This is a genomic window from Shewanella denitrificans OS217 (assembly GCF_000013765.1).
GTDB lineage: Bacteria > Pseudomonadota > Gammaproteobacteria > Enterobacterales > Shewanellaceae > Shewanella > Shewanella denitrificans.
In genome coordinates this window covers 480,509-500,896 of the sequence record NC_007954.1, presented here as the reverse complement: position 1 = coordinate 500,896, position 20,388 = coordinate 480,509, and the positions used below count along the sequence as shown (strand labels likewise).

General features: G+C 45.1%; 20 protein-coding genes. 10 read left to right on the top strand and 10 right to left on the bottom strand.

All coding sequences use genetic code 11. From position 1 onward, the window contains the following. Nucleotides 1-179 precede the first annotated feature (179 nt). Nucleotides 180-1,931, top strand: coding sequence for a putative bifunctional diguanylate cyclase/phosphodiesterase (locus SDEN_RS02275; protein ID WP_232279921.1), 1,752 nt, complete (start codon nucleotides 180-182; stop codon nucleotides 1,929-1,931). A gap of 162 nt (nucleotides 1,932-2,093) precedes the next feature. Here the strand turns inward: SDEN_RS02275 and SDEN_RS02270 are convergent, their stop codons facing one another. Genes SDEN_RS02270 through SDEN_RS02265 form a run of 3 tightly spaced genes read right to left on the bottom strand, consistent with a single transcriptional unit; the run spans nucleotide 2,094 to nucleotide 2,695 of the window. After that, on the bottom strand, nucleotides 2,094-2,273 hold the full coding sequence (locus SDEN_RS02270; RefSeq protein ID WP_157599816.1) for a hypothetical protein: 180 nt from the start codon (nucleotides 2,271-2,273) through the stop codon (nucleotides 2,094-2,096). After that, a complete protein-coding gene (locus tag SDEN_RS20450; RefSeq protein ID WP_157599815.1) occupies nucleotides 2,273-2,443 on the bottom strand; it encodes a hypothetical protein in 171 nt (56 codons plus the stop codon). The genes SDEN_RS02270 and SDEN_RS20450 overlap by 1 nt, the downstream gene beginning before the upstream one ends. Nucleotides 2,444-2,446: 3 nt before the next feature. After that, on the bottom strand, nucleotides 2,447-2,695 hold the full coding sequence (locus SDEN_RS02265) for a helix-turn-helix transcriptional regulator (protein ID WP_011494886.1): 249 nt from the start codon (nucleotides 2,693-2,695) through the stop codon (nucleotides 2,447-2,449). 368 nt (nucleotides 2,696-3,063) lie between these two features. Between SDEN_RS02265 and SDEN_RS02260 the strand changes: the two genes are divergently transcribed. Continuing rightward, nucleotides 3,064-3,420 carry an Abi family protein gene (locus SDEN_RS02260; protein ID WP_011494885.1) on the top strand — a complete coding sequence of 119 codons (357 nt, stop codon included), beginning with the start codon at nucleotides 3,064-3,066 and terminating at the stop codon, nucleotides 3,418-3,420. Here the strand turns inward: SDEN_RS02260 and SDEN_RS02255 are convergent. The 4 genes from SDEN_RS02255 to SDEN_RS02235 all read right to left on the bottom strand — a co-directional run bounded on the left by SDEN_RS02255 (nucleotide 3,397) and on the right by SDEN_RS02235 (nucleotide 7,719). Beyond that, a protein-coding gene (locus SDEN_RS02255; protein WP_086022092.1) for an IS3-like element ISSde6 family transposase occupies nucleotides 3,397-4,556 on the bottom strand; the annotation gives its coding sequence in 2 pieces (ribosomal slippage) (nucleotides 3,397-4,307 and nucleotides 4,307-4,556; 1,161 coding nt in all). The genes SDEN_RS02260 and SDEN_RS02255 overlap by 24 nt on opposite strands. A gap of 135 nt (nucleotides 4,557-4,691) precedes the next feature. Further along, nucleotides 4,692-5,273, bottom strand: a complete 582-nt coding sequence (locus tag SDEN_RS02245; RefSeq protein WP_011494882.1) for a hypothetical protein — start codon at nucleotides 5,271-5,273, stop codon at nucleotides 4,692-4,694. A 458-nt stretch (nucleotides 5,274-5,731) separates the two neighbouring features. Further along, nucleotides 5,732-7,369, bottom strand: coding sequence for a chaperonin GroEL (groL, locus tag SDEN_RS02240; protein ID WP_011494881.1), 1,638 nt, complete (start codon nucleotides 7,367-7,369; stop codon nucleotides 5,732-5,734). Between the two features lie 59 nt (nucleotides 7,370-7,428). Continuing rightward, a complete protein-coding gene (locus SDEN_RS02235) occupies nucleotides 7,429-7,719 on the bottom strand; it encodes a co-chaperone GroES (RefSeq protein WP_011494880.1) in 291 nt (96 codons plus the stop codon). Between the two features lie 225 nt (nucleotides 7,720-7,944). Here SDEN_RS02235 and SDEN_RS02230 point away from each other — a divergent pair, with 225 nt between their 5' ends. After that, nucleotides 7,945-9,324 carry an MATE family efflux transporter gene (locus tag SDEN_RS02230; protein ID WP_011494879.1) on the top strand — a complete coding sequence of 460 codons (1,380 nt, stop codon included), beginning with the start codon at nucleotides 7,945-7,947 and terminating at the stop codon, nucleotides 9,322-9,324. 49 nt (nucleotides 9,325-9,373) lie between these two features. Beyond that, the gene (locus SDEN_RS02225; RefSeq protein WP_011494878.1) at nucleotides 9,374-9,721 is read left to right on the top strand and encodes a hypothetical protein; all 348 of its coding nucleotides are present in this window, start codon (nucleotides 9,374-9,376) and stop codon (nucleotides 9,719-9,721) included. Between the two features lie 184 nt (nucleotides 9,722-9,905). On the opposite strand, the gene SDEN_RS02220 is transcribed toward SDEN_RS02225, so the two are convergent. Continuing rightward, nucleotides 9,906-10,559 (bottom strand): FxsA family protein, encoded by a 654-nt coding sequence (locus SDEN_RS02220; protein ID WP_011494877.1) that lies wholly within the window; start codon nucleotides 10,557-10,559, stop codon nucleotides 9,906-9,908. A 284-nt stretch (nucleotides 10,560-10,843) separates the two neighbouring features. Here SDEN_RS02220 and cutA point away from each other — a divergent pair, with 284 nt between their 5' ends. The 5 genes from cutA (at nucleotide 10,844) to SDEN_RS02195 (ending at nucleotide 17,289) form a co-directional block, all read left to right on the top strand. Continuing rightward, the gene (cutA, locus tag SDEN_RS02215; RefSeq protein ID WP_011494876.1) at nucleotides 10,844-11,167 is read left to right on the top strand and encodes a divalent-cation tolerance protein CutA; all 324 of its coding nucleotides are present in this window, start codon (nucleotides 10,844-10,846) and stop codon (nucleotides 11,165-11,167) included. Continuing rightward, nucleotides 11,164-13,038, top strand: coding sequence for a protein-disulfide reductase DsbD (locus SDEN_RS02210; RefSeq protein WP_011494875.1), 1,875 nt, complete (start codon nucleotides 11,164-11,166; stop codon nucleotides 13,036-13,038). Before cutA ends, SDEN_RS02210 begins: the two co-directional genes overlap by 4 nt. Nucleotides 13,039-13,180: 142 nt before the next feature. After that, the gene (locus SDEN_RS02205; RefSeq protein WP_011494874.1) at nucleotides 13,181-14,860 is read left to right on the top strand and encodes a cation:proton antiporter family protein; all 1,680 of its coding nucleotides are present in this window, start codon (nucleotides 13,181-13,183) and stop codon (nucleotides 14,858-14,860) included. A gap of 225 nt (nucleotides 14,861-15,085) precedes the next feature. Then, nucleotides 15,086-16,231, top strand: coding sequence for a galactokinase (galK, locus tag SDEN_RS02200; protein ID WP_011494873.1), 1,146 nt, complete (start codon nucleotides 15,086-15,088; stop codon nucleotides 16,229-16,231). Nucleotides 16,232-16,260: 29 nt separating this feature from the next. After that, entirely contained in the window at nucleotides 16,261-17,289 is a 1,029-nt protein-coding gene (locus SDEN_RS02195; RefSeq protein WP_011494872.1) for an aldose epimerase family protein, read from the top strand. 352 nt (nucleotides 17,290-17,641) lie between these two features. On the opposite strand, the gene SDEN_RS02190 is transcribed toward SDEN_RS02195, so the two are convergent. Then, the gene (locus tag SDEN_RS02190) at nucleotides 17,642-18,067 is read right to left on the bottom strand and encodes a hypothetical protein (protein ID WP_011494871.1); all 426 of its coding nucleotides are present in this window, start codon (nucleotides 18,065-18,067) and stop codon (nucleotides 17,642-17,644) included. Nucleotides 18,068-18,392: 325 nt separating this feature from the next. Continuing rightward, entirely contained in the window at nucleotides 18,393-19,382 is a 990-nt protein-coding gene (locus tag SDEN_RS02185; protein ID WP_011494870.1) for an NAD(P)H-quinone oxidoreductase, read from the bottom strand. Nucleotides 19,383-19,542: 160 nt separating this feature from the next. On the opposite strand from SDEN_RS02185, the gene SDEN_RS02180 reads away from it, so the two are divergent. Beyond that, the gene (locus tag SDEN_RS02180; protein WP_011494869.1) at nucleotides 19,543-20,298 is read left to right on the top strand and encodes a substrate-binding periplasmic protein; all 756 of its coding nucleotides are present in this window, start codon (nucleotides 19,543-19,545) and stop codon (nucleotides 20,296-20,298) included. Nucleotides 20,299-20,388 lie beyond the last annotated feature (90 nt).

The following is a 20,388-nucleotide window of genomic DNA, read 5'->3' as shown; positions in this document are numbered from 1 at the left end:
AAAAAGGCCAACTCACTAGCGCTTCATATACGCTCTTTTCAGAAGATGACAAAGTGCAGCGTCTGAAGTTGACACTGAAGATATTAATTACCATTCTTGTTTTATTGCTTGCCTGTGAACTGTATTTTAATGGTTTTCCAACTGCAAATGTAAGTTCAATATCTAGGTTAGCAGTGGCGATGTTGTCATCCATTGTCATTCTGGTCTTTTTTTTCTTGTGGACATCACCTGATACTTGCAGTGTGATTTCAGGCATGGTGTTGTGGCTAGTGGCGGTATTCATTACCTGCGCTTGTTGGTTAGGTAATGGTATCTTTGATACCAGTATATTAGCTTTTCCTTGTCTACTCCTGTTAGCCGTTATTTTATCTGGAAAATTAATTTTCACGTCTATCTTCGTATACCTTATTAGCGCGTTATGTTTCTTTGCTTATTCACATAGCCAAGGCTTATTAACAGGTGCAATATTGGTTGATGAAGTGCCTTTATCAGCGCGAGTGATTAGTTACCTTATAACACTTACTTTTTTCTCGGTGGGTGTGTTTTATGTTTTCAAAGATATACGAATAAGATTTAAACGCCTGTTAAAGAAAAACAATGCCCTTGAAATATCAAATTTCAAATTAAGAGAGCTTAGCCGTTATGATCAGCTAACACTTTTGCCTAATGAAAATGCCTGTAAAACTTATCTTGAGCAAATATTGCAGCAACAAAAACCTTCTAGTCACATACTCGCTTTTATCACAGTGAATATCAGCAATTTAGCGTCAATTAAGATAAATTACAGCCATACTCTTTGTGATAAAACATTAATAATGTTAGCTCAGGCATTGTCACTTTACGCCAGTGAGAGCGCAGTCATTTATCGATTTCAACAAAATGAATTTGTTATTTTAAAGCATTCTGCAGATCATCGCGGTATTAGTAAGTTTGCTGAAAAAATTCATCAAGCTTGTTCGCAAACGTTTCATGTAGAAGACTTTGACATAGTACTTCAACCTAATATAGGTATAGCGATTGCGCCTTTTGATGGTCGCTCAATGGAAGAATTAAGACACAATTCGCTGCTTGCAGTGCATGCTAAATTTGATGGAAATAAAGCCGATTTTAATTTCTTTGATCAAGCGATGGCCGATAAAGAACGGCATAAATTACAGCTCACTAAAGCATTAAGAAATGCCATTATTAACAATGAACTCGTGTTACATTTTCAGCCGCAAATCGATTTAGAAACCGGCCAAATCATTGGTGCAGAAGCGTTAATTCGTTGGATGAGTCCTCAGTACGGTTTCGTTCCACCGACGGTATTTATTCCTTTAGCTGAGCAAGCGGGTGTCATTACCGACATCACCCAGTGGGTCATTGAACACTCAGTCAAAGCATGTCAGCAATGGCACCAGTTGGGTTTCAATAAACTGTGCGTCGCCGTTAATTTATCTGCCGAAGACTTTAAGCGCGGCAACCTTGTCACATACACTATGAGTATTTTGCATCAGGCAAACTTACCCGCGCACTTTTTAGAATTAGAGTTGACCGAGTCAATGTTGATGGATGATATTAATAATATTCAAAAACAAATCAACGAGTTACGGGCTTTTGGCATTTCATTTTCTATCGACGATTTTGGCACTGGTTACTCAAACCTCGGTTATTTAACAAAATTCAATGTCAGCACCATCAAGATTGACCGTTCATTTGTGGCTAACATTTGCCAATCGAGTAATGAGTTACAAATTGTCAAAGCCATCATCGAAATGAGCAAAAGCCTCAGCATTACCAATGTTGCCGAAGGGATTGAAGATAGCGAAACGGCGCTGATGCTCAGCAAACTAGGCTGTGAAGTAGGCCAAGGTTACCTCTGGTCACAACCGTTAACACAACAAGATTTAATAGTGTTATTGTCAGCAAAACATAAAGAACTAAGCTACTGATAATATACTTTAAACTGGAAACTATCAGCAGAGTCCGGCAATGCAGAAGAGGCCGAAGGCTGGTGAACCCTGCCATGGGTTTATATCAATGCAGTAATGTTTATAATCTTAGCGTTGGATAAATCTGCAGAAAGAATTAACCATCTGTGGCAGTGTCCAACTCTACAACTCAACAGCCTTAACTTCGCTAGCCATATCAAGATAGCGTTCGCACCTTGCCACGACTTGCCGGCGATAGTCAGCCACAAAGGCACGCTCATCTTTATCCAGCGCTGGCAGCATGGCAATGACCTCGTCTATGACGTGCAATGCCTTAGTCGCCATCTTGGTTAAATTGCTCACTAATAAGGCCCGTGGCAAGCTAAGCTCTGCGGCGAAATAGGGAAGCCCCTTTGCTGCCAATCATGAGTGTAATGAACAGTGAATGTCTCAGTCGCGGGGTCAAATGACAGCTCACCGATAATTTGATCGCCCAGGTGCATGTCCAACGTCAGTGTTGCCGATGTGCTCATAAATTAGTACCAGCCACTCGCGTTAGCATCACTATGCTGTCCCGCCACAATGTTGATCCCCAGGCCATTAAGGATTTTAAACACAGTTGAGATATAAACATCTTCGCCTTTTTCGACGCGGATCAAGGTCTTCTTCGTCACCCCACACAGCATTGCCGCCACCTCTTGCGTCAGTGCCGCTTTGTTTCGGGTTTCTTTAACCAGTAACCCCAAGGATCCTTGATTGAGTGCTTGATTGAGTGAAAGTGCCATAACGTTAGCTCAAAGTGTACTTTGCTACACTTTAGCCCTGAATGCTCGAATATTCAACAGCAAAGTGTAACAAGCTACACTTTACAGTGATTTAACCCGCCATCACCACAAAAAGTGTAGCTCAGTACACTTTTACCTTATCTAAGCCGCCAAAAGAGCCAAAAGTGTCACTTGTTACACTATTGAAGCTATTACCCGATTAAGGTCAGATTGAACCTTGACTCTGAGCAAATTTATTGACGAAATAGGCAGCACCACTCATAATGTCCCTAACATAACCGCCACGCTTAGTATCCTTTGGGTGTCGCGCAACCTTGGCGGTTTTTTCTTGCCTGTATATTATGAGTTTGAGAATTTCGAGGAAAGTTATGTCGAAAATTCCTTACACCAAGCCCCCGCTCACCTTTACTGAACAAATCACTCGCCTTGAAGATAAAGGGATGATTTTCAGTAATAAAGCCACTGCTGAGATAAAGTTATCGAGCATTAACTATTATCGTTTAAGTGGTTACTGGTATCCATTTCGCATTCGTGACAAAGCAGGCAAAGTAAAAAATCAATTTCAATCAGGCACAAACTTCGATGATGTTCTGTTTCTATATGAAATTGATCGTCAACTTCGCTCATTGATCCTTGATGCCATTGAACGTGTCGAAATTGCAGTTAGAACACAGTTTACCTACCACTTAGGTCTGTACTGGTCAACCCAAATTGGACACTTTTAGTTGAGAATTTTCAAATTCTACAGGTGACAGATCACCATTAGCAGAATGAAGTCGCTCCAAGTTGTAATATTTCATGTAAGCAGTCACATCTTGCTTCATAAACTCCCTTGTTGGTTGAGCAACTTTAAAAATCCAATCGTGTTTCAAACTACCAAAGAAACGTTCAACGACGGCATTATCCCAACACGCACCCACATCCCCCATACTGGCTCGGATACCATAGCTCGATAGCAGCTTACCGAATTGCTTGCTGGTATACTGTGAGCCTCGGTCACTGTGAAATACCAGCCCTCTGGCCGGTTGACGCAGGTTGTAGGCTTTCATTAATGCCTTAGATATCAAATCCGTGGTCATACGCTTGTCTATGTGCCATCCAACAATCCGGCGTGAATATAAATCCATTACCACTGCCAAGTACATCCAGCCTTCACCTGTCTTTAAATAGGTCACGTCACCTGCCCAAACCTGATTTGCGGATACTGGGTTAAAGTTCATGTTTAACAGATTATCAGCCACTGCATCAGAGTGTTTTCGCTGTGTCGTCACCTTGTAAGCTCGTCGCTGGGTAGCTTTGAGTCGAAGGCGGTGCATAATTTTACGAACGAGATAGCGACCAACCTGGTAGCCTTCCTTGCGCAATTTCTTCACCATTTCACGATTCCCTAAGCTGCCTCGACTTTGCTTAAATAGCTGTCGAACAAGGCGATAAAGCTTCAATGTTTCAAGGCTTATCACATTTGTAGGGCGTTTATGCCAATCGTAATAGCCTGACTTACTGACACTCATTACTCGACATAACAGTGCTATAGGGAACAGGTTTGATTGCTGTTTGATGAAGCGAAATTTTACTTCATTTCTCTCGCAAAGAAGGCACTTGCCTTTTTTAGAATTTCTTTCTCCATGCGTAATTCTTTGTTTTCTCTACGCAATCTTTTTAACTCATCACGTTCCGATTCTTCTAAGGCGATACCTTGTTGTAGGGCTTGGTGTTTTTCCTTCCAGTTGTAAAGCAGACTAGTGCTAACCCCAAGAGACTTTGCTGCATCAGCAACGCTATAACCTTGCTCTAGCACCATCAAGACGGCTTCATCTTTATATGCTTGAGGATAACTCTTATGTGATTTTTTTAGACTCATATAGACCTCTTAATTTATTGACCATACTGTCTCAAAATTAAGTGTCCGATGGAATTAGACCAGAACAACCTGCTGACTTTAGAGCTTATGTACATTATTTAAATAATGTGTGGCAGCGTTAATGCCAATTTAAAATTATTCTCTTTGTTTATTTAAAATCTTCAATAAATCTGAAGCACCTTTCCTATAGCTATTAGATGATGAGCTGCTTTTAAGTGAACAGTAACCGAAAACACTGGAATTCATCAAGATAAAAAACTCTTCAACTGCATCAAATAAAGCAAAAATTTCACCTTCTAAAGGATCAACAATACTCGAACTCATCATCGTTGGATAATCTGCATGAGCACCTAATTTATGTCTAAACTCTTTTAGAGGTTTACGTAAATGGGTAATTTTATTCTCATATAAATCTATGATTTTTTGATATTTACCACTCTTTTCAACCACGTCAGACTTTAATAAATATTCCAAAGTCAGATTTAAATGACTATTCTTCCCGCGCCCTTGCACCTTGGGATCCGTCAGCTTACACAGTTGCATAATCATTGAATCACGAAATGACCAATGTACTAATCTAAAAAACTCGAGTGAAGCCTCAGAAATAATCTGCCAATTTCCAGCATCACTATAGAGCTGTTCATACGTAAGCTTAAGCTGCTTAACCTCGAAAAATATATTCCTAGCTCTATTAAACTCGCTCTCAAACTGTTCCACAACCTTTCCTTAATTATTGTTTTAAAATTCAAGCTGAAGCAATACATTACTATTATCTCTGCACCTTGCAGTTTGTCCATATAACTCGGCTACATAATTACCCTTATTTACCGAATAAACTTATTTCCCATCAATAGGATAAATCGGGTTAGAACAAGGCCCTTTAGCACGACAGTTAGTTCTTCAACTTTTATCAATCACCGAAGTGAGTGGCGAAGCAACGCAGTTATCTCAACTATTAATACAAGAATAGACACAAAAAAAGCCCCGATACCGTTAAGTATCGGAGCTTTCTCATTTCTTTTACAAGAAATTTGGCTTTAAGCTTTTAGGCTTCAGACAACACTGGATATAGCGCAGGATAAATCGGGTTAGAACAAGGCGCTTTACCACGACGTTTAGTTCTTCATAAACGAGTGGTGAAGCAACGCAGTTATCACCGATTTAGACTAGCTAGATCACATCATGCCGCCCATGCCACCCATTCCGCCCATTCCGCCCATATCTGGCGCTGACTCTTGTGGTATTTCAGCTATCATAGCTTCTGTGGTGATCATCAAGCCCGCAATCGATGCGGCGAACTGCAATGCACTACGAGTCACTTTAGTTGGGTCCAAAATACCCATCTCTAGCATGTCACCATAAGTGTCGTTACCGGCGTTGTAACCATAGTTACCTGTGCCGTTCTTCACTGTGTTAGCAACCACTGACGCTTCTTGACCTGCGTTAGTGGCGATTTGACGTAGTGGCGCTTCCATAGCGCGAAGGGCGATAACCACACCGTGCTTCTGGTCTTCGTTTAATACTTCAATATCGGCAATCATAGAAGCAACGCGCACTAAGGCAACACCGCCGCCTGGGACTACGCCTTCTTCAACGGCTGCGCGAGTCGCATGCAATGCATCTTCTACGCGAGCTTTCTTCTCTTTCATTTCAACTTCGGTGGCTGCGCCAACCTTGATAACGGCAACGCCGCCAGCCAATTTGGCCATACGCTCTTGCAGCTTCTCTTTGTCGTAATCAGAGCTTGAGTCTTCCATCTGCTGCTTGATTTGCGCAACACGTGAAGTGATCTGAGTGTGCTCACCGCTACCGTCGATGATGGTGGTGTTGTCTTTAGTGATAACAACGCGCTTAGCTGTACCTAAATCTTCTAGGGTGGCTTTTTCAAGCTCTAGACCGATTTCTTCAGCGATAACAGTACCGCCAGTTAGGATAGCTACGTCTTGTAGCATAGCTTTACGACGGTCACCGAAACCTGGTGCCTTAACGGCTGCCACTTTCACGATGCCGCGCATGTTGTTCACAACCAGGGTTGCTAGTGCTTCGCCTTCAACGTCTTCTGCAACAATAAGCAATGGCTTACCCGTTTTAGCTAGACCTTCAAGGATTGGCAATAATTCACGGATGTTAGAGATTTTCTTATCCACTAACAAAATGAATGGGCTGTCTAATTCAATGCTGCCAGTCTCTGGCTTATTGATGAAGTATGGAGACAAGTAACCACGGTCAAACTGCATACCTTCAACGACTTCTAGCTCGTTTTCTAGTGCTTGGCCTTCTTCAACTGTGATAACGCCTTCTTTACCGACTTTTTCCATTGCGGTAGCAATGATTTCGCCGATTGACTCATCAGAGTTAGCTGAAATTGTACCGACTTGGGCAATAGCCTTAGTGTCAGAACATTCTTGTGATAGCTTTTTAAGTTCGGCAACCGCAGCGATAACCGCTTTGTCGATACCGCGCTTAAGATCCATTGGGTTCATGCCCGCAGCTACGGCTTTTAGGCCTTCGACTACGATAGACTGGGCCAATACGGTTGCAGTCGTGGTACCGTCACCGGCGGCATCGTTGGCTTTAGAAGCAACTTCTTTCACCATTTGTGCGCCCATGTTTTCAAACTTGTCTTCAAGTTCAATTTCACGTGCAACAGATACACCGTCTTTGGTGATGACTGGAGAGCCAAAGCTCTTGTCTAATACTACGTTACGACCTTTAGGGCCTAAGGTGACTTTTACTGCGTTAGCTAGGATGTTTACGCCTGCAAGCATTTTTACGCGAGCGTCATTACCAAACTTTACTTCTTTAGCTGCCATGTTGAGATTCCTTTATTTCAAAATTTCAAAAAAGTGGAAGGGAGAATGAGGGCTTGGGATTAACCCACTACAGCCATCAGGTCAGCTTCTGACAGGATTAACACTTCTTCGCCGTCAATTTTTTCTTTCTTCACGCCATAACCTTCGTTGAAGATCACAACGTCGCCCACTTTAACGTCAAGTGGTTTAACTGTGCCATTCTCTAACAGACGGCCATTGCCTACTGCTAAGATTTCACCGCGAGTCGACTTTTCAGCTGCGCTTCCGGTTAGGACTATGCCACCAGCCGATTTTGATTCAACTTCTAAACGTTTAACGATTACGCGGTCGTGTAATGGACGAATATTCATCTATGAACTCTCCTAATGATGTGATGCCCAAAATTAAATCGAGGCGATTTACAATGAAAAGGGATTTCTCCCTTACTGTTCGAAGATATGGGGATAGATACTCAGACTTCCAAGGCCTTAGGCAAAAAAAATTGCATTTTTTTAAGGGGTTTTCTTTAAAGCCGCCCGCTTCCTGATAGAATTGCCCTCCTTAACAGTGAAAAGCCTGATAGTAGAAGTAGATTGATGAAAGATAAACACGGGCTACTGAGTGCGCCCATTGGCCGCGTACTGCTCACCATGAGCCTACCGAACCTGCTGGGGATTTTAACCGTGCTGGGTTTTAGCCTAGTGGATACCTTTTTTATCAGTCAGTTAGGTACCGAATCTTTAGCGGCTATCAGTTTCACCTTTCCCGTCACTTTAGTGGTCACCAGCATTGCCATCGGCATAGGTGCTGGAGTATCCACCCAGCTTGGGCGTTTAATTGGCTCAGGTAATGCCCCCAAAGCTAAAATATTTTTGTTCGATGCCTTAAGCCTAACTTTATTACTCACCAGTTTACTGGCATTAATGGCAAGCCTGCTTATTACGCCATTATTTAGTCTGTTAGGCGCTAATGCCGCCATCATCAGCTTGATTGAAGCATACATGCTGTTTTGGTATTTAGGCTGCCCACTACTGGTGCTATTAATGGTGGGGAATCAGGGTTTAAGAGCCACGGGAGACACCAAATCGCCGGCGATGATCATGATGCTCGCGGCGCTGGTGAACCTAATATTAGACCCACTGCTTATTTTCGGCCTTGGGCCATTCCCACGGCTTGAAATGCAAGGGGCGGCCATTGCCAGCCTGCTCTCTTGGTTAATCGCCTGTTCACTATCCGGTTACTTATTAGTGGTGAAAAGAAAGCTAGTGAAAATAAGCGCGGTTAATATCCAGCGGATGCGCGCGCACTGGCAGCAACTTGCCCATATTGCTCAGCCTGCGGCATTAATGAATCTTATCAACCCTGTGGCCAATGGCATACTCATGGCCATGCTGGCAAGGTTGAACCATGAGGCGGTGGCCGCCTTTGGCGCCGGCATTCGCCTAGAATCCTTATTGCTTATGGTGGTGATGGCATTGTCTTCAAGCTTAATGCCCTTTATTGCACAAAACTTAGGTGCAGGAAACCCCAAACGAGCCAAAGAGGCACTGCTGTTAAGCCTTCGATTTATTGTTATTTTTCAGCTAATTGTGTACCTGCCGCTGTACTTTTTTGCCGCTGATATTGCTGGGCTTTTCAGTCAAGATGCTCAAGTCATCGAGTGGCTTAGTTTCTACATCTTGGTATTGCCACTGGCCTATGGGCCCCTAGGCATAGTCATCATAGTGGCCACCAGCCTTAACGCTTACCATAGGCCCATGAGTTCCTTAGTGATAAACCTGTGCCGCCTAGTGCTTATCATGTTGCCCTTGGCTGCGCTGGGTTCATACCTTGGCGGGGTGAAAGGGCTATTATTGGCGCTGCCCATCACCAATACCTTAATGGGTCTTGCCTGTTATATACTCGCCACCAAAATATCTGAGCCCACAAGCTCACGCCCTAATCGGCTTGAACGAGAACAAAAATACCGTGCCTAAGCTATAAGCCTCAGCTCAGCCGAGCTCACAAATAGTAGAGTGATACATTATGAATAGTGCCATCAAAGCCGCGTTGTTATCGGCCTTTATCTGCCCAGGAACGGGTCAATGGTGGCTTAAGCAGCGCCTGGTTGGCAGCGGTTTTATGCTAGTGAGTGTTATCTGTTTGGGTTATCTGATGCTGGAGCTTGTAGCGCGGGCGCAGGTCATTGTAACCCAGATAGTCAATGGCGAAATCGCCAATGACTTAGTCAGTATTTATGCCGAAGTCAGCGCCATTCCCGCTGAGGCCATGGGCACCATGAACTTGCTCACTTGGGTGTTTATCGCCAACTGGCTGCTAAGTATATTGAACGCCTATTGGTTAGGCACACAGGCAGATAAAGCGGCGGACTAAGACTTTTAAATAGGCGCTTTATGTGTGGAGAACAAAGTCAACAGGGTAGCTGCTCTTGTGACGGCGCGAGTACCTCCCTGTAGCCTCGAGCGCCGCGTCCTTGCAGCACACGCACTCGATTCATCTACCCTATCGACTTTAGTAAGCTTTTGAAGTCTTCATCTAGCTTCAAAGCCAATTCAGCTTATGGGTTCGGTGCCTTTGGCTGGTCCGCTTTAGCACTATCAGTTGTACTTTCTTCAGCATTATCTTCAGCGCTTTTTTCAGTATTCGCTTTAGGGTTTTGCTCTGGAGTGATGTCTTTCTCAGCACGGCTTGGGTCGACGACATTGGTTTCAATGTGGTGACTGCGGGGTGTGGGTTCGTCTTTGCGTTCAAAATCGGCATCGAACACATTGCCAGCATCGAAAGGTGAGCGTCCCGCACCTGGGCCTTGTTGACCGTTAAAATGCGCGCCAAAACCTGCCCCACGGGTTTTCACTTTAAGCTGCATACGCTTAAATAAAAATCCGGCTATGGGTGAGCGGGTAAACGGCGTTAGCAGTAATAGCCCAATAAAATCGGTGACAAAACCTGGGATTAACAGCAATACACCGGCAGCCGCTAACATCATACCTTCGACAATTTCTTTGCCCGGTGCTTCACCGCGAGCAAGCTTCTGCTGCACTTGCATCATGGTGCTTAACCCTTGGCTGCGCACTAATGACACCCCGACGATGGCGGTCAAGAACACCAACGCCACTGTGCTTAATGCACCAATGGAGTCACCGACTTCAATCAGCACTGACAATTCGACCACGGGGATCAATACAAACAATAAAAATAGAATAATAAACATAAGCGGTCTCGGTTGTGGATAACATGGCGCTAGGTTAGCGTGCTAAACATTAACAATGTTATCTGAGTATGAAAGTAAAATGGGGATGATAAGGTCTTATTTCAAGTTACCACGGCCAATAGTTACCCTAACTAAAGGTTATTAAGGGTTAACTATTGTTAACCTTGTCGTCTTTATCGGCTTTTGACTGTGCAAGCGACGGTAAAAAAGAGTAAAGTTTGCCCACAAGCATTCGCCTAGAAGCGCAAGCCCTTAAATATTAACATTCATAAAATGAGCGAGCTATGTCGACCACAGCCTTAATGGTGTTAACCACTTGCCCCGATAAAACCATGGCAGATGCCATCGCCAAACGTTTGATTGAAACTGGCCTCGCCGCCTGTGTTCAACTGGGCCAAAGTGTGGAATCTTATTATGCCTGGCAAGGTGAAGTGTGCCAGTCAGTGGAAGTGCCGTTACAAATAAAGTGCCTTGCGGTGCATTATCACGCCATTGAACAAGTCATTGTTGAACTGCACAGCTACCAAGTACCCGAAATCATCGCCTTGCCCATAGAACAGGGCCTGACCACTTATTTAAAATGGATAGAAGAAACCGCCAAATCATGAACAAGATACTTTCCCTGCTATTATCCAGCCTTATTTTGCTGTCTCCCTTGGCCCATAGCGAAAGCTTTGGCCAGAGTAAAAGTTTTTCATTCTTATCCAGTGAGCCTGTGTTGCTGCCAGTCAATGAAGCGTTTTCATTTGACTATCAACAGCAAGGTAACCAGCTCAAAATTAGCTGGGTCATCGCCGACGGCTATTACATGTATCGCGACAAGCTCAGCTTTAGTATCGAAGGTGCCAAGCTTACTGAAGTGGTATTGCCCCGTGGCAAGATGCATCTAGATGACTATTTTGGCGAGCAGGAAGTCTATTACAGCTTTATCGAATTCCCATTGGAATTACAGCAAATTGATGCCAATGCCAACTTGTCGGTCACCTTTATGGGCTGCGCCGAAGGCAAACTTTGCTACCCCCCCACCAAGCGCATGGTGCCCTTAATCGCATCCGCAGGCGAGGCCGCGTCATCATCGGCAAGCCCCGCTGACAAGGCCATCATAGGTGGCAGTCAACGCGATGCTATTTCGGCAGATAATACGCCAGCAGCCGAGGCTGTCCATGTATCGACTCAAGACAGCCTAAGCCAGATGCTAGCCGGTGACAGCCTATTGTGGACCCTAGCCATCTTCTTCGGCTTAGGCATAGGTCTCGCACTCACCCCCTGCGTATTCCCCATGTATCCTATTTTGTCGGGCATTATTGTCGGTCAGGGCAAGAAATTATCCACGGCCAAGGCCTTTACCTTATCCATGGCCTATGTCCAAGGCATGGCAATCACTTACTCTCTCCTTGGATTGGTGGTGGCGTCTGCCGGGCTTAAATATCAAGCCGCATTGCAACACCCAGCCATTCTTATTGTGCTGGCTATCTTGTTTGCAGTATTAAGCTTATCCATGTTCGGCCTCTATGATTTAAAACTGCCGGCCAAATGGCAGGAGAAGATGAACTCGCTGTCCAATAATCAAAAGGGGGGTAACCTCATTGGGGTGTTCTTGATGGGGGTCATATCGGGCCTTGTAGCCTCCCCTTGCACTACGGCGCCACTCTCGGGGGCACTGATTTATGTGGCTCAAAGTGGCGATCTTATGCAAGGGTTCTTAGCCCTGTATGTGCTCAGTATGGGCATGGGCATTCCCTTGCTTATTTTAGGCACATCGGGCGGTAAGATACTGCCAAGAGCCGGCGCTTGGATGGATATTATCAAGACAGTGTTCGGCTTCTTGCTGATTGCCGTGTCTATCGTGATGCTCAGCCGCATTTGGGTTGGCGTGGTGTCTGATGTGCTTTGGTCTGTGTGGGCACTCGCCTTCGTGGGTTACCTGATGCATCAGAATAAGCTCAGCGAATTTAACTGGAAACAAACCGCTCGCAGCATAATGCTAATCCTAATGTTGATGGCAAGCTTTTCTTATGGTTTTCAGGCGGTAATGAATCATTTTGGTTTCACTAGTCCAAGTCTGGCACAGCAAGCCGCATCCCAAAGCACAGGTATGAAAGCGGCTAAACATATTGAGTTCATTAAGATTAAGTCTCTTGACGATCTCAATCGCGAGCTTGCCAAAGCCAGTGCCAATAACCAGACGGCACTGTTAGATCTGTATGCCGACTGGTGCGTAGCCTGTAAGGACTTTGAGACCATTACCTTTAAAGACAGCCAAGTCGAGCAGCGCTTTCAACAGCTGGTCTTATTGCAAGCTGATGTGACCAAAAGCGATGATATCGATGTCGAGCTGCTAGAACATTTTAACGTGCTCGGCTTGCCCACTTTGTTGATGTTTGATAAAAATGGCCAACAGCGTGAAGATCTACGGATAACAGGCTTTTTAGGCCCTAAAGACTTCGTTAAGCAGCTAGATTTACTGATAAACAAATAATTTTTATAAAATTCAAGCAACTGAAATAAAGACAGTTTATTTAACTAAACTGTCTTTATTTTATTTAGTTCGCTAATTTTAATTCAAACTTCATTTTTTTCTTATACAATAAACACCATAAACTCTTCAATCAAGGAGCGATATGGAACCTGCAATTCTGATCATTACCCTGTTATGCGGTATGTTAGTGAGTCGAATTGGCCTCCCCCCTCTCATCGGCTACCTAGGTGCCGGTTTTGTGCTATTCATGTTTGGCATTGAAGATGCCAGCCTGCCGTTACTGCAACAATTAGCCGATCTCGGTGTTACCCTCTTATTATTTGCCATTGGCCTGAAACTAGATGTAAAGAGCCTACTTAAGGCTGAAGTTTGGGCAGGATCTAGCCTGCACCTCATGGGTTCCTTACTGTTTTTCGTGCCTGTGCTCAAGCTCCTTGGCGTGCTCGGCATAGAACAGCTCACCGGCCTTGGCATTAATCAGCTGCTGCTTATCTCTTTTGCATTGAGTTTTTCAAGTACCGTATTTGCGGTAAAAGCCCTCGAAGATAATGGTGACATGCAGTCACTCTATGGCCGCGTCGCCATTGGTATCTTGATCATGCAAGACATCTTCGCGGTGTTATTCCTGACCATATCTAAGGGCGCTGTGCCTTCGGTCTGGGCCTTAGGTTTATTGCTGCTGCCTTTTGCTAGACCCTTTATTTATAAAGTCTTTGATAAGGTCGGTCACGGTGAAATGCTGGTCCTCTTTGGCCTAGTCATGGCCTTAGTGGTCGGTGCTTGGCTATTTGAAGCCGTGGGGCTTAAGCCAGATTTAGGCGCGCTTATCATAGGTATTCTGCTGGCAGGCCATGCCAAGTCTTCAGAGTTGGCTAAGTCGATTTACTACTTTAAAGAATTGTTTTTAGTCGCGTTTTTTTTAACCATAGGCCTCAATGGTTTACCTACCTGGGCAGACGTGGGTCTGGCGGGGATTTTAGTGGCCTTAGTGCCCCTTAAAGTCATGCTGTTCTTGTATTTACTCACCCGCTTTAGATTGCGCTCACGCACCTCTTTATTGGCGTCATTTAATTTAGGTAACTACAGCGAGTTCGGACTCATAGTCGCCGCCGTGGCCGCTCATAAAGGTTGGCTAGCGCCAGAGTGGCTTATTGTGATTGCCGTGGCATTGAGCTTAAGCTTCCTGCTCGCCGCACCGTTTAATGCCAATGTCAGCAAGCTTTATCAGAAATTTCAGCCTTATTTAACTAAGCTTGAGCGCCACCCACTGCACCCTGAGGACAGGCAAATTCGCATCGGTAAGCCAAGATTTTTGATTTTAGGTATGGGCCGCATTGGCTGCGGCGCCTATGATGAGCTGCGCTTAAGGTTTAGCGGTGAAATTCTTGGTATTGAACACAAACAGGAATTAGTGGATTTTCATCGCAGTGAAGGTCGTAATGTGGTTCAAGGCGATGCCGGCGATAGCGATTTTTGGGAAAAACTTGAGAAAGCCCCCCAACTTGAATTAGTGCTACTGGCCATGCCCCATCACGTGGGTAACTTATTTGCGGTGAAGCAATTACAGCGTCTCAATTATGAAGGCAAGATAAGCGCCATAGTCCAGTATGCAGAGGATGCACAGGCCCTAAGAGAATCTGGAGTCGACAGCGTCTATAACCTCTATGAAGCGGCAGGTGCGGGTTTTGTTGACCATGTGGTAGCCGAGTTGTTTGAAACACAACAACTAGAAACTGAGCAGCTTAAAACCGAGGGCAAGGCTTCAACGTCTGCGCTTACAACAACCGCAAAATCAATCAAAAAGCCCAAAGCCAGTAGCTAAGGCTTAGGAATAAACACTTAACAAAGCGATGAACAATAAGGTCGCAGGCGAGTCATATAAGCCATAAAAAAGTGCCTAACTAAGGGTTAATGAATACTTAACCTAGTCAGGCATTTTTTTTATCTGATTTTGATGATTTCTATGCTTACACCTCAGGCTAAGTCGTGATATAACAAGTATTCACTGTACATTTTCATCATAGTTTAAGCTGGAATTATTTAACCCATGCCCAATCCCACGCAGCGCGCTACAAAGCTGTTTATGCAAACCTTTGGCACCACAGCCGATGCCCTATATCAAGCGCCAGGTCGCATTAATATTTCTGGTGAGCACACAGATTATAATGAAGGCTTAGTCCTGCCTGTGGCGATAAACTTTCATACTGTCATCGCGGTTAAGCGCCGTGATGATGATGTGTTCCGCGCCGTGAGCGATGCCTTTCCAGGACAAATAAAGCAATGGCGATTCGCCAACGAGCAGCCATTTAATCATGATGATGGTTGGGTTAATTATTTAAAGGGCGTGACCGCTGCCATGTCACATTCAGGCTTACACGCCAAAGGGCTAGATTTAGCCATAGTCGGGAATGTGCCCTTAGGCACAGGCTTGTCATCCTCTGCCGCCCTAGAGGTGGCCTTTGGCACAGCGATTAGCTACGCCAGTCAGCTGCATTTATCTCCCTTAGCGATAGCTCAACTTGCCCAGCGTGGCGAGAGCCAGTATATGGGGCTTAAGTGCGGCGTAATGGATCAAATGATTAGTGCCTTGGCCGAGGCCGACAATGCCTTACTCATAGATTGCGCCGATCTGGAGGGTGAAAACGTCGCCCTGCCTGAATCACTGAACATCATAGTCATAGATCCAAGGCTGGATAGAGCTGCCTTTAATGAGCAGACCTTGCAGCGTCAGCGACAATGCGATCAAATCAACGCCTTATTAGGCACGGACTCTATCCGTCATTTGTCCTTAGCTCAGCTCGAGGCGGTAAAAAATAGTTTAACCCCAGAGCAAGCCAAGCTGATTAATCACATCAAAACCGAAAATGAACGTACCCCAAGTACCGCCCGTGCGCTCAAGCAAAATAACATCCCTCGCTTTAGTCAGCTTATGCAGCAATCCTATTTATCCTTGCGTGATGACTTTATGCTGCATTACCCCGAGGTGGATACCTTAGTGAACATGCTTCATCAGCTTGTAGGCGAGCGCGGTGGAGTACGCTTTAGCGATGGCTGCGTACTGGCATTAGTGGATCATGAACTCACGGATGCTGTGGTCAATCTAGTGGAACAAGATTACTTCAAACAAACGGGCATAGAAGCCAAAATCTATTTGTGCTCCGCCAGCGGCGGCGCCAGCAGAATAGACAGTTAGCCTAGTATTTACATTAGGGATAATCAGTTATGGTACGTTTTTCAGTATTAGCCCCTTGGCAAGATCCAAGGGGGGGAGAAATCGAGCGTATTCGCCTCGATAATGGCATTATCGCCATCGAAGTATTGAGCCTAGGCGGCATTATCCGCTCCTTGTGGGCACCGGATAGTCAAGGTGAGCGGGCCAACCTAGTACTAGGCTGTGACAGCGCGGCAGATTACCTCGAACAAGATGCCCACTTAGGTGCGATTGCCGGACGTTATGCTAATCGTATCGCCAAGGCCAAGCTCAAGTACCAAGATGAGCAATATCAATTAGATGCTAACCATGGCGAGCATTGTCTCCATGGTGGCAGCGAAGGTTTTAATCGTAAACTCTGGCAACTGGGCACCCTGCCCGATGGTGTCAGATTAATCCTTAAAAGCCCTGACGGTGAGATGGGCTTCCCCGGTAACTGCACGGTACAGCTAGATTATCGCCTCGTAGGCAATAACCTCTATGTAGAGATGTTTGCCAGTGTCGATAAGGCCTGCCCTGTGAGTCTAACCCAGCACAGTTACTTTAATTTAGATGCCAGTCAGAGCAGCTTAAATCACCAGTTACAATCAGCGGCAACACACTACCTCACCATGGACGACAGCGGCATTCCAATCGCCAAACGTGCCGTTAAAGACAGTGCGTTCGATCTAAGCCAGGGTGTTGAGCTTTCATTGCAAACTCATGCCCCTGAGCTTAAGGCCACCCAAGGCTTTGATCATTGTTACTTGATGGACAATCCCGCAGGCGAGCTTAAATGCTTTGGCACACTGTCAAGCCCAGTGTCCGGTCGTCGCCTGACCTTATATACCAACCAAGCAAGTGTGCAAGTCTATGGCGCCAATTTTCTCGCCCACACCTTAGGTCGCAACCAACAGCCACTGGCCCAATATCAAGGGGTATGTTTAGAGCCCCAGCATTTACCGGATGCCCCTAACCAGCGCGAACTCGGTCAAGACCCTTGGCTCCAACCCAATAAGGTCTACCACCATATCAGTCGCTATCAGTTTGATACTATCTAACCTCAGCTCGGGATAATAAATGCATATCAAACAGCCCTTTACACCGCTAACAGCGTTATTCCTTTACACGAGAAGACTTGCAATAGGCTAGCTATTGACGCTCAATCATTAATGAGCCGCGAGCAATACAGACACTGGAGAGAATAAAAAGGAGGCAATTAAACGGGAGAATTGGACAAGGTATATTTTGTAATACCGCTGGCAAAAAACGCGAGCAATAACACCAAATATACCCAGCCAATACCAACGAAGGGATAACAATCTTTTCGTTTATAGATCAAAACCTTGCAGTACGTACTCCACCAGCCACAGGCTAAGCTAAGCTTGAATTCTTAAGCGTGATACTCAAGTGTTATTCACTGCTGTCATCATCGGGATAATCATCTTCATCATCACCGAAATCATCGTCATCACTGACGTCTAGATCCGGTATATCATCGACCTCAGGCACAGGCTTAGCCTTACGCACAGGTGCAGTATCTGGCACTTTAGAGAGATCGATACGAGTCTGGTTTTTTTCCATAAACTCGGCGCGCGCCGTCTTAAACGCGCCACCGAATTCAGCTTCTGCCGCTTTTACTTCAGCATCACTGAGATCATATAAATTAACTTTTACGATATCTTCAACATACTCACCTATGACATTACGCAAGGTGTTGTAAAGATAGATGCGCCCCTTGGGTGCTTCTGGTAACTGGTTATCATGCACGACGACAGTATTGCCTTTCGACGTTCTGAGTTCACCAAACCAAACTTGCTTTTTTGCTGTGTTATACATATATGCTAACGCCCTTAAATCAACACATATACCAAAGATGACTTGCTTGAATAAACGAGATAAGCCTTGCTTTTTACTACTTAATGCCAGTAACAACTGAACTGGGGTATTTAAACAGAAAATTTCTGAGAATCAATGCCCAATATCATGAAATTTTCCCCATACATCAAAAAATTTAATGTGAACGCGTTTTTATCCAACGTTTAGGGGTAAATTTAGCCAGCAAAAAATAGCTACTAAGGGAATTTAGTTCAATTCACTTAAGCTTCAAGTTTTTTCGAACATTCTTATTTAACGGCAATCAAGCTATCGATTAAACTTCGGCCTAAATCAGGCTCAAGACTATCTTGCCTTTATGCTGACCCGATTCCATTCTTTGATGGGCCGCTATCACCTCAGAGAAGGGATAGACACTGTCTAAGGGCAACGAAATCTTGGCCGCTGCAATTAATGGCCACACTGTATTCATCAGTGCCTTGGCAATCTCAGCCTTAGCTTCAACCGACTGAGGCCTGAGGGTCGAGCCTGTCCAAGTAATGCGTTTGGCCATAATTCTAAACACATCTACCTGCGCCTGCGGGCCGCGCTGCATGGCAACCGACACCATGCGTCCATCCATCGCCAAGGCTTTGAGGTTTTGGTTAATAAAATCTCCCCCCGCCATATCCAGCACCACATTGACGCCCTTACCCTCAGTCGCGGTCAATACAGGTTCTACAAAATCTTGCTGGTTATAATTGATGGCAACTCTCGCCCCTTGTTCGAGACAATACTGGCACTTGTCATCACTGCCTGAGGTCACTATCACATCGGCGCCTAAGGCGCTGACTAACTGAATTGCCGTGGTACCTATGCCGCCTGAGCCCCCATGAATGAGCACAGATTCTCCCGCCTTTAGGCCGGCGCGCATAAATAGATTGCCCCACACGGTAAACAAGGTTTCAGGCAAAGCGGCGGCTTGCTCGAAACTCAATCCTTCAGGGATAGGCAGGCAATGGGCGGCAAAGGTATTCACCCGCTCGCTGTAGCCACCGCCTGGCACTAAGGCGCAGACTTTATCGCCCAACTGCCATTGGCTAACGCCTTCTCCTAAGGCGCATATCTCGCCTGAGACTTCTAACCCCAGAATAGGGCTTGCACCTTCTGGCGCAGGATAGGCCCCCATGCGCTGCTTGATATCAGGCCCATTCACCCCGGCGGCATACACCTTGATTTGCACTTGTCCGGCTAGCGGCTGGGCTAGGTTTGTCGCACTAAAGGTCATCACATCGGCGTTGCCGGGCTGAGTGAAACTAACATGGGTAGAGAGCGTCATAGCGGTTCCTTGTTATCCAGAGTCTGTAGTGATAATCACACACTCATAACAGATGTGAAAGTATCGAATTAAGGCTATAGTCAACTCACAGTATTTTGCTTTTATTTGTAGCCGCTTATCTAGCATGCTACTTGCCGACTTTGATTGAAGGAGCCCTATATTGCACTTAACTAAGCTCCACATAACTTCATTGGTATTGTCACTCAGCGCTATTCCTGTATTTAACGGCCATGCGGACACTATCAATATCAGCTCAGACATCTGGTGCCCCTATATTTGTGATGAAAACCCAGGCTATGTAGTCGAACTGACTAACAGGGCTTTTGAGCTTATGGGCCATGAGGTGCAATTTAATTTAATGCCCTTTAATCGCGCCTTGTTGGAAGCACAAAAAGGCAATGTTGATGCCGTGCTGGCAGTCACGCCTAAAAATTTAGTCGACCACCAACTTCACAGTGGCGAGATGAAAATTGGCTTAAGTTATAATGACTTTTACACCCTAACAACCAACAAGTGGCGTTTTACTGAATTAGAAGATCTGAATCAACATTCTGTTGCCATCATCAGCGGTTATGATTACGACGCTATCCAAGATCATATCGATACTAACCCCGATGCTTTCTACCTTGCCACAGGGGAAAACCCCTTAGCCATGAACATTAAGCGATTGATAAGAGGTAGATTTCAGATCTTATTAGGCAACCGTAATGTCATCAGTTACACATCCAAACAACTTAAAATGGGAGAGAAGATCCGTTATGCGGGCAGTTTTGGCACTCCTTTACCCTTGTATATAGGGTTCAGTGTATCCAAGCGTCATTATGCGGATATTTTTACAGAAGGAATGGCTAAGCTTAAGGCCAACGGTGAATACGATAAAATCTTAATTAAGTACCAAATTTATCCTTTCGACTAGCGTAATCATCCCACTCAACTAGCTCAATAATCCCAAGTGACCCACTCATTAATCTCATGCGGTAATAGCCTATTACATCAAAGTGACCAC

Coding starts and splice junctions, on each gene's coding strand:
- SDEN_RS02275 (WP_232279921.1), top strand. CDS start 180: ATGTTGTCATCCATTGTCATTCTGGTCTTTTTTTTCTTGTGGACATCA.
- SDEN_RS20450 (WP_157599815.1), bottom strand. CDS start 2,443: ATGAGCACATCGGCAACACTGACGTTGGACATGCACCTGGGCGATCAA.
- SDEN_RS02265 (WP_011494886.1), bottom strand. CDS start 2,695: ATGGCACTTTCACTCAATCAAGCACTCAATCAAGGATCCTTGGGGTTA.
- SDEN_RS02260 (WP_011494885.1), top strand. CDS start 3,064: ATGTCGAAAATTCCTTACACCAAGCCCCCGCTCACCTTTACTGAACAA.
- groL (WP_011494881.1), bottom strand. CDS start 7,369: ATGGCAGCTAAAGAAGTAAAGTTTGGTAATGACGCTCGCGTAAAAATG.
- SDEN_RS02235 (WP_011494880.1), bottom strand. CDS start 7,719: ATGAATATTCGTCCATTACACGACCGCGTAATCGTTAAACGTTTAGAA.
- SDEN_RS02230 (WP_011494879.1), top strand. CDS start 7,945: ATGAAAGATAAACACGGGCTACTGAGTGCGCCCATTGGCCGCGTACTG.
- SDEN_RS02225 (WP_011494878.1), top strand. CDS start 9,374: ATGAATAGTGCCATCAAAGCCGCGTTGTTATCGGCCTTTATCTGCCCA.
- SDEN_RS02220 (WP_011494877.1), bottom strand. CDS start 10,559: ATGTTTATTATTCTATTTTTATTGTTTGTATTGATCCCCGTGGTCGAA.
- cutA (WP_011494876.1), top strand. CDS start 10,844: ATGTCGACCACAGCCTTAATGGTGTTAACCACTTGCCCCGATAAAACC.
- SDEN_RS02210 (WP_011494875.1), top strand. CDS start 11,164: ATGAACAAGATACTTTCCCTGCTATTATCCAGCCTTATTTTGCTGTCT.
- SDEN_RS02205 (WP_011494874.1), top strand. CDS start 13,181: ATGGAACCTGCAATTCTGATCATTACCCTGTTATGCGGTATGTTAGTG.
- galK (WP_011494873.1), top strand. CDS start 15,086: ATGCCCAATCCCACGCAGCGCGCTACAAAGCTGTTTATGCAAACCTTT.
- SDEN_RS02195 (WP_011494872.1), top strand. CDS start 16,261: ATGGTACGTTTTTCAGTATTAGCCCCTTGGCAAGATCCAAGGGGGGGA.
- SDEN_RS02190 (WP_011494871.1), bottom strand. CDS start 18,067: ATGTATAACACAGCAAAAAAGCAAGTTTGGTTTGGTGAACTCAGAACG.
- SDEN_RS02185 (WP_011494870.1), bottom strand. CDS start 19,382: ATGACGCTCTCTACCCATGTTAGTTTCACTCAGCCCGGCAACGCCGAT.